This window comes from Flammeovirga sp. OC4, assembly GCF_000812565.1.
In the GTDB taxonomy this organism is placed as follows: domain Bacteria; phylum Bacteroidota; class Bacteroidia; order Cytophagales; family Flammeovirgaceae; genus Flammeovirga.
Map to the genome: position 1 here is coordinate 39,625 of NZ_JTAM01000020.1, position 13,684 is coordinate 53,308.

A 13,684-nucleotide genomic window follows, 5' to 3' on the forward strand; every position below is an offset into this window, starting at 1 on the left:
GCCCAATTGTCTCTCTTGTATTCAAAGAGAAACTTGAATAAGTGTGAATAGTTATTGAATAAGTAGCTTTTTTGTGAATAACTTTCCGTTTCCATCACTAAGCTGGACAAAATAAACACCCTTCACCCAACTATTTGTTGATAACTTAATTTTTGATTGAGGAGTAATTTGACCTCTTTCAAGTGTTACTGCCTGAGTTGAAATAATTTTGTAATCCAACAATAGCGTACTGTTATTTTGTAATGTGACTTCCGTACTACTTGGATTTGGGAAGATAGTTAGGTCCAATTCATTAGAAGGTAAGGGCGAGATGCTGGTCGGAGATTCGTGTATTCCAATTGACGAGAGCTGCAATCCACCTCCTTCAGATCCTATAATGATATAATTTCCGATTTTAGTTCCAGTACCTTTTTTACCTAAGCTGATCATTTGAAATGCATTTTTTGCAGGATCAAATAGTACCTCTTTTTGATAATTACCACTAGTGTTAACAGTATAATTTCTCCAGATTCTAGGAAGGCCGCTTTCATCCAATACAAGCAAATCTATGCTTCCGTTATCGTCTAAATCTTCTATAAGTATACTTGGATATTTTCTCAATAAATCCCCTTCAATTTGAGGAAATAGGTTTTCACTACTTTCTTTAAATTCTTGATTCTCTTGCTGTAAATATGTTTTCAATTCCCCAGAAAAAGTACCTACTACAATATCAATGCGTCCATTCTGATCAACATCCACCATGGAAACACTTTCTTCAGGACGATGTGTGACTAGTTTTGAAACATTATTGAAATCAATACTTTCGCCTACAAAGGGCAGTAAATAGACTCCAGCTTCATTGGAATTGGGTGTTCTAGCGCTCACCAATAGTTCCTTAGTACCGTTGTTGTTGTAATCCACCCAAAAAGGAATAATATCAATTTTACCCCAGTCGGATAGCCCAAGATAATCTCTTTCTACCATTTCGAAACTAGGGTTTTCATTCGTACCTGTATTTCTTAAGAAAGCCATACTCCCTCCATAAGTTTCAAGTTGCTCATTGAATGAATTTCTATACCCCACTAAAAGATCAAGTACTCCGTCTTCATCCACATCTACCGCAAAAGGTCTGCTTCTTTCCCCAAAATCTAACGTTTGAAACAGCTGCGTTTTTTCAAATTCCCATTCTTTCGTTGCATTATTAAACGTGTACATCCATGTACTTTTACTGAAATCGGTTTGATCTCCTTCATTAGAAGTGAGGTTGGGTGAAATCAGCATTTCTTTTTCATTGTCTTGAGTATAATCAATGAAAAAAGCTGCAGGAAAAATAGGAATACTTACAGGGTCTTGTGCAGGGAAGTTGGTAATACTTTCGTTGAAAAGAGGGGCTGCGTTATTGCCTTTATTGGGAATTGCAACCAGATTAGAACAACTCATTTCACCGATTAAAACATCTCCTAATCCATTTTTGTTGATATCATAGATGGTCACGGCGGACCCTAAGTGCATAATTCTACCATTGGAAGAACAGTTTTGTCCATCGAAAATGTAAGTAGCACAATCACCACATTCATGAAAGTTACCCCAGTTGTTGGTCACTTTTGTATACATTGGAGCACCTTGGTCATTGAGCCCAACATGTTGATGGTATTCGATGGAACCTCCTACTGAAGGTACGAAGGTGAAGAAATCCAATGCTCCATCATTATTGATGTCATAAAAAGCAGGGGTATCTAAAAGTGAGGACAAAAGAGGAGCAGGTGCACCCGAAAACGAAGTAGTCTCTATCAATAAGCCATTTTCAGAAAAAGCAAATTGCTGAGCACTTGAAGTGTTTTTATAAAAATAGATGCCGTCTTCTTCCCCAATAATCAAATCTTTTTGGCCATCTCCATCAAGGTCTTGGAGGTGTAACCAAAAACGAATGGAAGAGGGAAAATAGGAGATGAATTGTGGTGCATAAACCCATTGATTCTCTTGATGCATATAAGGAATAATTCTTCGACTGGCTCGATCAAAAAGAACCAATTCATTTTGACCATTTAGGTTTAAATCAATTTCGAAGAACTGTACGGCATTAATACCGCCGTTCCAAGGGTCTGTAATCTCATTTCCGTTTTCACTTATAGAGATGTTATGTTGAAGTGTGAGCCCAATATGTTGGCTCCAAGAGTAGTTTGTAATGAAGATGCTCAGAAGTAATGGAATTAATTTTTTGATCATAAGGGCTGTCTATTAGATTTAAATATAAATAAGTAAGAGGAAAAAGTAGTAAGGTAATGGTTTGTAGTATAAGGCATAAGCCGTAAGGAATTGTAGCTCGTGAAATGCATTTTATTTACTTTTCACGAACTACTTTATGTAATATTTCCTCTTCTCTATAAATCTACTTGAAAATCAAGATAGAAACTAATTGCTTCTTGAATAATTTCTTCTTCCGTTCTGCCTTCTTTTTGTGCTAAAGCAGTGATTTTATTTTGTTGTTCTTCTGTTAGTCCAAACGTTGGATTTTTTGGAGTGGCAGGAATCACTTTTTCTTCCTTTTTGACAGGCTCAACTTTAGGAGCTTCATTGCTTTTTGATAAGGACGATCCACCTAAAAGAGAATCCAATCCACCAGAGAAATTTTTCTTTGCCATAATGAGTAAGTAGTAAAGGTTTATGCGTTAATGACTGTTCTTTCGAGTACTTCTTGTGCCAAGTCCCAATAATCTTTAGCACCATTGCTTTTGGCATTGTACCTAAAAATATTGGTTTGTTTAGAAGGAGCTTCGGCCAAAGCTACATTTTCTCGGATCACTGTTTTGAAGAGTTTGTCCCCAAAATGTTTGGTGATGGCTTCTCTTACGTTTCTATTTAATATTTTTCTCTGATCGTATTGCGTAATAAAAACACCTCCTATTTCCAGATCAGCATTCAAACGTTGTTGTACTTTTTCAATCACCTCTAAAAGCTTTGTAAGCCCTTGCGTTGCTAAAAACTGCGCTTGAAGCGGAAAAAATACCTGATTGGAAGTAGTAAATGCATTGATGGTTAAAAGCCCTAAACTTGGAGGACAGTCAATTAATATATAATCGTAGTCTTCTTTTACTTTATTGATTTGTCCTTTCAAAATAAATTCTCTTCCGGCTTCCATGCTGAGTTCAAGTTCTGCACCGGAAAGGTCTAATTCTGAAGGGATCATATGAAGATCCAATTCTAGTTCCATGATCGCATCTTCAATATTTGTTGCTCCTCTAAGAAGTTTGTAAACACTGTTTTCTGGCTCAAATACGCCCAGCGATTGACTTAAATTGGCTTGAGGATCCATATCAATCATCAAGACCTTCTTTCCAAGTTGATGAAGACCTGCGCCCAAATTGACGACCGAAGTTGTTTTTCCAACACCTCCTTTGTGGTTACTGATAGATATGACTTGTGCTGACATTGTTAGTAATTTTATGAAATAAAAAAATTGTTACTACTGAAATCCGACTTAATTAATAAGCAATTAACGTGCTCTAGTGCTTCTATACTCAATCCATTTTGTTCTTAATCCATAAATAACTGGAACAAGAATATAAGGAACTTGAGCATAGTCGATATAAAAATAAGCAACAATTAGCGAAATAAAAGCCAACAATGGTTCCATCCATTTGTCTTGACTTATTTCATCTGCAATTTCTTTTTCAAGGGGCTCTTTCAATAATCGATCATAATGAGTGGCATAACGCCATGACGAATAAGAGAAACCCCCAATGATCATCACATTAACGCTATACAGAAAAATTGCAGCATAAAAATCTGGAAATGCAGTAGCCAAACTATTTGAAAAAGGGAGTAAAGCCACAAATGCCAATGTGATAATATCTAACCACATGTACTTGCTATCCGCACCTTTCATTAATCGAGTAGTAGTGGTATGTTTCAACCAGTACACTGCTAAAAGTATAAATGTAGTAAGATAGATACCCAATATGGGTAGTTGCTTAGATAACGCTTTTAGAAGCTGTTTATTACTTTTTACATCATCGATCGATGAAAAATCAAAGGCCAGAAGTAGCATTGTCATGGAAGTGGCAAAGATGATATCGGAGAGCCTGTTGATTCTAAACAGCCAGCTTTCAGAAATTATAGCAGGCTTTTTAATTTTTTGCTGAGACATAAAAAGAAAAGTAGCTTTTTGGTGAATGAATGGATCAAAGTTGAGAATAGAAGATGTTTGTGCCATAGTTCGTGAGAAACGCTGCTTTGTACCTCACGAACTATTCAAAAATATACTTTATTTTAATGCTTATGGAAGTAGCATTTTTTCAAGGTAAAGGTAACTGAACTCAAGAATTCTCTTTTGCTGATGATCATTGTAGTTCGATACTCCTTTGATGGGTTCAGTAATAATAATTCTTTCAGATCTGATAATGTAATCGTTTAAGGCATTGACCAAAAAACCAACGATTAATTCACCATCTGCTTCTTGATTGTAAATACCTTTGTCTTTTCCTTCTTCTATTTTTTCCATGAAAAGAAGGTTGATGATATTGGCTAACTCATCATTTTTTGTAATAACATCTTCTCGGATAGCCATCATTTCTTCCACGTTCATGATACGTGCAAGGTCTCTGTTTTCAAAAGCAATCTTGAAGAACTTCAATAGGGCTAACTTTAAAAATTCAATACCTTCTTTTTCGGAGTTATTTAATTCACTGACAACAGCGTTAATTTGCTTGGAATAATTGGCAATAATTTCTTTTAGTAAATTCTCTTTTGATCCAAAATAATAATTGATCATTCCTTGGCTTACTTTAGCTGTTTGTGCAATGTCTCTAGTACTTGCACCGTCAAATCCTTTTTGGGAAATTAATTTGGTGGCTACCTTCAGAACGTGTTCTCTGTTGTTCTTCATAATTGTAAATTAATCGTATGAATAATGCTATGTAAAGTTACATATCTTACATAAAAAATAAAGTGAAAAAACTATTTCGTTGATGGAATAGTTTATATTTGTGGGAATTAATTTAACTATGTTATGAAAAAGTATAACAGATCAATTAATGGGTTATTTTTCGTAACAATTATGAATAACATTATACCTGATTTTTAATAACTGAAATCAGGTTTTGGAATTAAATCAATACCTAATATTAACTCCATTCCTTTATTTAAATAACTGAATAATTACTATGAAAAAGATCTTATTCAATGTTTTTGCATTACTAGTTGTAATGTGTATTTCTTTTACTAACACTTTTGCTCAGGAAACTTCTGAGAAACCTTTGACCGAAAAAGAGCAACGAAAACTGGACCGTAAAAAGGCAAAAGAAGAACGAAAGAAAGCAAAACAACTAGCCAAAAAACAAGCAAAAGCAGAGGAAGAAGCACGTTATAAAATGGCCTTTGAAGCAATGAAAACGCAAAATTTTGTACTTCAAGCCAATCAGGTGTATGATCGATATGGTAATATTGCACAGGTAACCAACACGATTAACTTTATAAAAATGGAGGGGAACTCTTGTGTAGTGCAGTTGGGTTTTGAAGGAATTGTAGGATATAATGGTGTGGGTGGCATCACTTTGGATGGTAAAATATCGGACCTTAAAGTCACAGAAAATGAACATGGCGGATTGCAGATGTCGTTTAATGTACAAGGTTCTATAATGCAGGCGGCTGTTCGAATCAATTTGAATGGAGCCGATAACTGGGCAGATGCTACGGTAAGAGCTCAGACTAATAATACGGAGGTGAAGTTTAGAGGCAACGTGATGCCTACTAATTTATCGAGTATATTCCAAGGAAATACACCGTACTAATTGAAAGCGGGTAGGCCAATACGCCTATTCACAAAGTCATGATAAACTAATGTGTTTATCGTAAATTTTTTTAATGTATGTGGCAAATTTTTCAAAGAGAATTAAGTAGTTTTTTTAGTGCCGTATTAGGGTATTTGGTAATGGCCGTCTTTTTAGTAATGATGGGAATGTTTGTTTGGGTTTTTCCTCAGACAAGTATCTTAGAAGGCCGTTTTTCTTCTTTAGATCCATTGTTTAATGTAGCCCCTTATGTATTTATGTTTTTACTTCCTGCTATTACTATGAGAGGATTGGCAGAGGAGAAAAAGACAGGTACTTTGGAATTATTATTCACAAGGCCACTGACCGACTTTCAGATCATAGGAGGTAAGTTTTTTGCCGCTTGGATGACAGCTGTATTAGCACTGATTCCTACAGTGATTTATTACTTCTCGGTTTATGAGTTGGGTGCTCCAAAAGGAAACATTGATACGGCAGCAGTGATGGGATCTTATGTTGGACTAATTTTCTTATCGGGTGGATTTGCCGCCATTGGTGTATTTGCATCATCCATTACATCAAGTCAAATCGTCTCTTTTATTGTAGCGGTTGTTTTTTGTTTTATTTGCTATGATGGCATCTCGTCAGTAGCTTCTATTCCTGCTTTGGGTGATTATGCTTACGGTATTGGATTATGGGGAATTGACTTCCATTATAGATCATTAAGTAGAGGATTGATTGATTCTCGTGATATACTTTATTTTTTTAGTTTAATTGGAATCGCCTTAAGTCTGGCAAAATTATCTATTGGTAGCAGACGCTGGGAATAATTATAAAAGATGACATCATTTGATATAAAAGACGCAGGTGTACTACTTGCAAAAGAATTGGAAAAGAAAAGGTTTGGTGAAACACCTGAAAACCTTTATGAACCTTTACGTTATATTTTATCGCTAGGCGGAAAGCGCCTTCGTCCTGCATTGACATTGTTGGGGTGCTATGTTTTTGATGAGGAGTATCAAAAAGCAATGGAACCGGCTATTGGAGTAGAAGTGTTTCACAACTTTACTTTAATGCACGATGATATTATGGATGAAGCTCCGTTGAGAAGAGGACATACTACTGTTCATAAAAAGTGGAACCCCAATATTGGTATCCTTTCTGGCGATGTGATGTTTGTCAAAGCGTACGAACACATCATTAAAGTGGAAGATTCGATTCTGAGATCAGCTATTGAACTTTTCAATAAGTGTGCACAAGAGGTGTGCGAAGGACAACAATTTGATATGGACTTTGAGGAGAGAGATGAAGTGGGAGAGGAAGAATATATCAATATGATTCGTTTGAAAACAGCCGTTTTGGTAGGTTTTGCATTACGACTAGGGGCTTTGATTGGAGGTGCTTCTGATGAGCAGTCTGCCGTGATTGAGGAGTTTGGAGTGAATGTAGGTTTAGGTTTCCAATTGAATGATGATATTTTAGATGTGTATGCCGATCAGGAAAAGTTTGGTAAACAAGTAGGAGGAGACATCATTTCCAATAAGAAGACTTTGATGTTGATTCAAGCATTAAAACAAGCGGAAGGGAAAGATGCTGAAGAATTGAATTACTGGCTGCATAAAACTGATTTCGATAAGGCTGAGAAAGTAAAAGCTGTTACCGCTATTTATGATCGTTTGGGGATCAAACAAATGGCTACAAACAGAGCAAATGAGTATTTTGATAAAGGTTTCAAAGCATTAGAACGCTTAGAAATCACAGAAGATAAAAAACAATTATTGAAAGAGTTTGGCATCTATTTGCAGAATAGAGATCACTAATTTTTGACAATTGATAAGGAATAATATGAATCCTGATGAGCATGGTCTGATCAGGATTTTTTTATTGATTTTTTGTTTTTCTTCTTCCGTAAAAGGTTTAGCTTTGGGTCGTAATTTGTGATTTATAGCGAACCCAAAAACTACCAATCACAAATGAATTAAAACTATTATTTAGCCAAACTTTAACTATTATGAGAAAGCTGTTATTGCTTGTTGTTTTATCCCTTAATTTATTTTTACTGCAATCTTGTTTTGATAGCGATGATGAAGTCAAACCTTCTGAAGAAGAAGAGTTAGCAGCCCTATTAATAGGCCCGACTTGGATCGTTGAAGAGTCTATTGCAGAATGTAATGATCAAGAATATTTTGCATCAATGCAATTTAAAGAAGATGGTACATTGCTTACACAATCCATACTTGTGATTACTACTTTTCTAGATGGAGCTGAAGAAGTAGGTATTTCTTGTGAAGTTGAGGTCACTGATATTGTGGCCAGTTGGGAGTGGGTAGAATTAGGAAAGAAGATGAAAGTAGTATCAGAGGGAGATACCTTTAATGTGGATGTTGTTTCGATGTCCGAGGACAAAATTGTAATCTATGATCCTATTGAAAGAGAAGTAGCCACTTTGATCAAAGAAAATATGTAGATGCAAAAATGCCGTTTTATCAAAATCACAGATAAAACGGCATTTTTATATTCTGATGTGTATAAAGTAAACTAAATTACCGAAAACTTTCAAGTTCCCTTCTTCTTCACGCTTTTCCCTTCAAGGCCGGAGTAATACTACCAAACTAAAAGGGTAGAAAGCTCACTGGCGCGAATGTTAAGCGTTAGCGTCATTCGTGTCCTTCAGATCATCAGAAATCTCCTGATTTCTAAATATAATAAATAACGAAAACTTAGTTTACAGTGTGTTACTGAATTACTTTTCCACCACCTTTAATTTTTAATACTAATTCCTTTTTAGCATAACCTAACTCCTCACTTCTTGTACCTGGAGAAGCATCGGCAGCAATCACTTTAATAGTACCAGAAGATTGTACTAGCTGTCCTTTATTATTGAAAACAGAGCGATCTTCAGGCGTTAATGTAAAGCGAAGTGTTTTAGTTTCACCTGCTTTTAATACTACTCTTTCAAACTTTTTCAATGATTGAATAGGTGTATCAAAATCAGCCTGATACTCTGTCAAGTAAATTTGAATGACGTCCTCAGCATCAAAGTCACCTGTATTTTTCACTTTTACTTCTAATTCCACGTCTTCATTAGCTTTCACTTTTTCAGTAGAAGCTGTCAAACTTTCAATTTCGAAAGTACTATAAGTCTGACCATATCCGAAAGGGAATAACGGTTTTTCAGTCATATAGCGATACGTTCTACCTTTCATCGTGTAATCTTCATAATCCGGAAGTTGATCTAAAGAAGCAGGGAAAGTGATCGGTAATTTTCCTGAAGGAGAAACTTTTCCAAATAATACATCACCTACAGCTTGTCCACCCATTTGACCAGGGTACCAAACAAATAAAATCGCATCAGCAATTTCTTCCATTTCAGGCAGTACCACTGGAGATCCACCAGTAAGTACTAAAATCAAAGGTTTGTCGCTATCCTTTTTGATCTTTTTCAAGAAGTCAATTTGATTTTGTGGTAGACCAAGTGCGATTCTATCACCTTTTGTTGTAGAGGCAATGGCTTCCCCTTCTTCCCCTTCCAATAGAGGCGAAATCCCCATAACAGCGATACAAGCATCAGCACTTCGAGCCGCACCTGTTGCCCAGTCAATAGGGTTTTTGTTCGGTTCGTCCAATAGAATACCTTGCTTGTACTCAATCGTAGTTCCTTTACTTACATTTCCCACAATGCCGTCTAAGATAGATACAGTATTGGACGCTAAACCATAGTAGTTTCCTAAAAGGACTTCAGTAGAACTTGCATTCGGCCCTACAACGTAGAGGTTTCTGATTTCTTTGTTCAGTGGTAAAACATTATTCTTATTTTTCAATAAAACTAATGATTTAACTGCCGTGTTGTACGACAACTGTTGGTGTGCTTCACTTTCAATCACTGACTCGTCTACAGCATTGAAAGGATTCATATTTACCGGATCAAAGAAACCTAATTTGAAGCGTGTCATCATTAACTCCTTCAAGCGTTGATCTACCATGCTTTCGTCTACCAAACCGTCTTCAATAGCTCCTTTCAAATGTGCTTGATAAACCCAACCGCAGTTGAGGTTCGTACCCATTTTCAAAGCCAAAGCAGCCGCTTCTTTTGGTCCTTTTGAGGTTTTGTGATATTTGAAGAAATCTTCAATGGCACCACAGTCTGACACCACGTGCCCGTCAAATCCCCAATCCTTTCGAAGAATCTCATTGAGTAATAAGTCACTTCCACAAGCAGGATCTCCGTACACTCTGTTGTAGGCACCCATTACAGATTCAACGTCAGCTTCTGTTACCAATGCTTTAAAAGCCGGAAGATACGTTTCATAAAGATCTTGCTTAGAGACAGAGACATCAAACTCATGTCTGAGTGCTTCAGGACCTGAGTGTACTGCATAGTGTTTGGCGCATGCAGAAGCTTGTAGGTACTTTGGATCATTACCCTGTAAACCTTTTACAAATTGAATACCGATTTGAGAAGTCAAATAAGGATCTTCACCATACGTTTCCTGTCCACGTCCCCATCTTGGGTCTCTGAAGATATTGACATTTGGTGTCCAAAATGTAAGTCCAGAGTACATGGTACGGTTACCGATCGCCTGAGAGATTTGATACTTTGCTCTAGCTTCTTTACCAATAGCAGAAGCTACTTCGTGAATTAAATCTTTGTCGAAAGTAGCGGCCATACCAATTGCTTGAGGGAAGATTGTTGCTCTTCCATTTCTTGCAACTCCATGTAATGCTTCATTCCACCAATTGTATTCCGGAAGGCCAAGTCTCTCAATGGCCGGAGCAGCATTGCCGAGCTGTCCAATTTTTTCCTCCAATGTCATTGCTTGTACCAACAAGTCGACTCTTTCCTCCATAGGAAGGGAAGTGTTAGACCATGGTTGTTGAGCAAATGTTAGTGAAGTTACGGTAAATACATTTAAAATTAAGATAATAAAAAATTGTCTGTTCATGTTCATTCATTCATTCAGGGTTGTAGTTAATTGTCCTCATCAATTTCGCAGACACATATCTATCTTTCAAAATTCTGGGTTACTTTTCTTACTGTTATTAACATGAAACCGTTTGCAAAAAGGAGTTTTGAATAAAAAAACACCTTAATTAGAATTAAGATGTTTTAAATATTGAAGTCCTATCAAAGCATTTTGATTAGAAATTGATGAGTTGTAAAACCCATATTTCGGTGATATCTTCTTCGGAAATCTGAGTGATTCCATCGCCTTTGTAGTAAGTCGCCTGTCTGTTTTCACTATAAGTGATAACATATATTTTCTCTCCTTTGGCATTATAAATAGATTCTTGTTTTTTAAAACCGATAATGCCATCGTATCGAGCATCAATTTTGCTATTACCTACTAACGTAAGATTAAAATTATTATTAGTGAAGTATTGCACCTCATCTACTCTTAAAGGAGAACTCATTAAACTTTTGACCGCAAAGTCATTGAAATAGATGATAGAATATGTCAGGTTGGCAATATTACCTTCAAATACTTGATCTCTTCTGATGTACGTCATCCCATTCGATTCTGGAGGATAAACCTTAATTGTAAGTTGATTACTTTGGTATTCATATTCCTCCAGGGTTTCAGTATCTAACCCACCAAAACTTTCTATGATTCGTCCTTGACCATCATACTTGTATTCCATCTTAAATCCTTTATTGGATTCTTCTTTGATCAAGTTTCCTTGTACATCGTAACTATAAGTATATGTTGTGGGGTTGGCGCCAAGATCTTCTTCAGAAAGGCTAATAATTCTACCTTCTGAATTATAGGTGAAAGTATAGCTTATATCATTAGTGATATTTTGTTTTTTGATGAGTTGATCTTTTTCATTGTACTCAAAAGAATAACGGTTTACAGTAAAACCTAGAGAACTTTCTATCATTTCACTGATCAGGCCTTGCTCATCATATTCATACTCAAATGTAAATGGAATACCATCCATATCAATCGTTGAACTGATGATTACATCATTGGTATCTCTTGAATGCTGCATGATCATCACTTTTTCACCGAACGATTCAATAAATGAGAAATTCCAATACGATTCATGAAGTATATTTTCTTCATCAAAAGAGTGTGTCATATACATTCTTTTTCTTTCTACCGGGTCAAAGATGATTTGCTCTATAGAAGTTTTAAAGTATTTCAAATTAAAGACTTTTCCCTCTTCAATCTCGACATCATTGTCGAGTTCTTCGTCAGAAGGTTGTTCAATAGCGTCTTGGTCATTTGAAGGATCAGCTTCTTTATTATTACAGCTGAAAATAAAGAGTACGAAAGAGAAAATTAGTAAATAATTCATCCATTTTTTGTTTGTAAATTGCATGATGTTAAGAATTAAAGTTTGCACTAAATTTAAAGTATGCTTCATTTATGAGTTTGCTAAGCGTTTGCTAATGAAGCATGTGAGAGTGTTTGAAAATAAGTTTACGTATATAAGTTTTTGTCAAAAAAGTATGTAATACTTAATTGTGTGCATTCAATTTGGTGGACTTACTTTTATCGAAGAAGTTTTAGGTATTATTTCTTTTGATTGTTAACATGAAACCGTTTGCAAAAAGAATTTTAAAATAAAAAAACACCTTAATTTGAGTATTAAGGTGTTTCAAAAGCATCACTATAGAAGTGATTGAAATATTCTAAATCTGAGGAGTATTAAATAAGTTTGTGTATCCACTCTTCTGTGATATCTTTCGATGATATCTCAGTAACTCCATCGGCTTTGTAATAAGTGGTTTCTCTGTCAAATCGATCAGCATCTGAATGCTTCAAAACATATAATTTAGTCCCATCAGCTTTGTAAAAAGATTCTTGCTTTTTACGTCCACGTCCACTTTCATAGCGAACATCAATTATATTTTTTCCTTCTAATGTTAAATTATAATTGTTATTTAGGAAGTATTCTTTAGTGACAACTTTATGTGTTTCACTATCAAAAGTACCTTTTATGGCATATTCATCCCAGTAGCTTAGCCAATATTGCTGATTTGTGATTTTATTTATAAATAACTTTTCTTGACTTAGTGAAAGTTCTCCATTTTCTTCACGATATGATTTCAACAATAGCTGATCACCATTATAAATATATTCATCACGAGAGCCTGAATCGTATATAGTTTCAATAACTCTATTTTGATTGTCATACGTGTAGGTTACCCCATTACCACCTTCTTCTCTTATAGGCATACCATTTTCATTATAATAGTATTTTGTCAGATAAGAACTACTACTACTTTCGTAGTGTTCTTCCAAAGTTTGTACCCTATTTTCTGAATCATAAGTAAAAGTATAATATCGATATCGGTCAACGGGTACTCTTTTAATTAACTGATTTAATTCATTATACTCGAAAGTATCAACATTAACAGTACCATCATTATAAGTGACTGTCATTTGGTTGATAAGCCCTTTTTCGTTGTATTCGTATTCATAATACGCTTTAGTTCCACTTGCTTCAGCTGTAGAACTATAAATTACTCCGTTTTCTTCAATTTTGTGCTTACTAGTTATTATATTTTCACCAAATGTACCAATGTTAATCTGATGCCAATAAGATTCAGTTACTTGACCATTTTGATTAATATTATGTGTCATCTTCGTAGTAGACCTATGGAAATGCTCAAAAGTGACCTGCTCAATAGAAATCATAAAGTATTTCATATTAAATACTTTTCCATCTCCAAGGCTGATTTCCTTATCAACAACTTCATTAGAAGGAGTGACTTCTTCGGTAGTACAACTGTAAACTAAGAATGATAAAGAGGATATTAATAGATATATGATCCATTGTTTGTTTTTGAATAGCATGATGCTAGAGGTTTAAGTTTAAGAAAAGAGTGCTTCAGTAAAAAGTAATTGAAAAGGTATTCACGAAACACATGTATATAAATAAATTGTTTGCCTTTATTCGATAAAAAGTAGAGTAATCTTTATTGAGCC

At 35.3% G+C, this 13,684-nt stretch carries 12 protein-coding genes; 4 read left to right on the top strand and 8 right to left on the bottom strand.

What is annotated here, in order from left to right:
- Positions 1–51 precede the first annotated feature (51 nt).
- The 5 genes from PL77_RS13955 to PL77_RS30575 all read right to left on the bottom strand — a co-directional run bounded on the left by PL77_RS13955 (position 52) and on the right by PL77_RS30575 (position 4,864).
- A complete protein-coding gene (locus tag PL77_RS13955) occupies positions 52–2,205 on the bottom strand; it encodes an FG-GAP-like repeat-containing protein (protein WP_044206347.1) in 2,154 nt (717 codons plus the stop codon).
- 155 nt (positions 2,206–2,360) lie between these two features.
- Positions 2,361–2,621, bottom strand: a complete 261-nt coding sequence (locus tag PL77_RS13960) for a ribbon-helix-helix domain-containing protein (RefSeq protein WP_044206350.1) — start codon at positions 2,619–2,621, stop codon at positions 2,361–2,363.
- Between the two features lie 20 nt (positions 2,622–2,641).
- Positions 2,642–3,409: a ParA family protein gene (locus tag PL77_RS13965; protein WP_044206353.1), complete on the bottom strand. Its 768-nt coding sequence runs from the start codon at positions 3,407–3,409 to the stop codon at positions 2,642–2,644.
- A gap of 63 nt (positions 3,410–3,472) precedes the next feature.
- Positions 3,473–4,192: a TMEM175 family protein gene (locus PL77_RS13970; protein ID WP_044206356.1), complete on the bottom strand. Its 720-nt coding sequence runs from the start codon at positions 4,190–4,192 to the stop codon at positions 3,473–3,475.
- A 63-nt stretch (positions 4,193–4,255) separates the two neighbouring features.
- Positions 4,256–4,864 (bottom strand): TetR/AcrR family transcriptional regulator, encoded by a 609-nt coding sequence (locus PL77_RS30575; RefSeq protein WP_052444408.1) that lies wholly within the window; start codon positions 4,862–4,864, stop codon positions 4,256–4,258.
- A gap of 277 nt (positions 4,865–5,141) precedes the next feature.
- On the opposite strand from PL77_RS30575, the gene PL77_RS13980 reads away from it, so the two are divergent.
- The 4 genes from PL77_RS13980 (at position 5,142) to PL77_RS13995 (ending at position 8,214) form a co-directional block, all read left to right on the top strand.
- Complete coding sequence (locus PL77_RS13980; RefSeq protein ID WP_044206359.1) at positions 5,142–5,768, top strand: DUF4251 domain-containing protein; 627 nt, start codon at positions 5,142–5,144, stop codon at positions 5,766–5,768.
- 77 nt (positions 5,769–5,845) lie between these two features.
- Positions 5,846–6,577, top strand: coding sequence for a gliding motility-associated ABC transporter permease subunit GldF (gene gldF, locus PL77_RS13985; protein ID WP_044206362.1), 732 nt, complete (start codon positions 5,846–5,848; stop codon positions 6,575–6,577).
- A 9-nt stretch (positions 6,578–6,586) separates the two neighbouring features.
- Entirely contained in the window at positions 6,587–7,567 is a 981-nt protein-coding gene (locus tag PL77_RS13990; RefSeq protein WP_044206367.1) for a polyprenyl synthetase family protein, read from the top strand.
- A 191-nt stretch (positions 7,568–7,758) separates the two neighbouring features.
- The gene (locus tag PL77_RS13995; RefSeq protein WP_044206370.1) at positions 7,759–8,214 is read left to right on the top strand and encodes a hypothetical protein; all 456 of its coding nucleotides are present in this window, start codon (positions 7,759–7,761) and stop codon (positions 8,212–8,214) included.
- Positions 8,215–8,482: 268 nt separating this feature from the next.
- Here PL77_RS13995 and PL77_RS14000 read toward each other — a convergent pair whose 3' ends face one another.
- The 3 genes from PL77_RS14000 to PL77_RS14010 form a co-directional block, all read right to left on the bottom strand.
- A complete protein-coding gene (locus PL77_RS14000; protein ID WP_082026535.1) occupies positions 8,483–10,690 on the bottom strand; it encodes a glycoside hydrolase family 3 C-terminal domain-containing protein in 2,208 nt (735 codons plus the stop codon).
- Between the two features lie 196 nt (positions 10,691–10,886).
- Positions 10,887–12,047: an RHS repeat domain-containing protein gene (locus PL77_RS14005; protein WP_172665854.1), complete on the bottom strand. Its 1,161-nt coding sequence runs from the start codon at positions 12,045–12,047 to the stop codon at positions 10,887–10,889.
- A 353-nt stretch (positions 12,048–12,400) separates the two neighbouring features.
- Positions 12,401–13,552, bottom strand: coding sequence for a hypothetical protein (locus tag PL77_RS14010; RefSeq protein WP_044206374.1), 1,152 nt, complete (start codon positions 13,550–13,552; stop codon positions 12,401–12,403).
- Positions 13,553–13,684 lie beyond the last annotated feature (132 nt).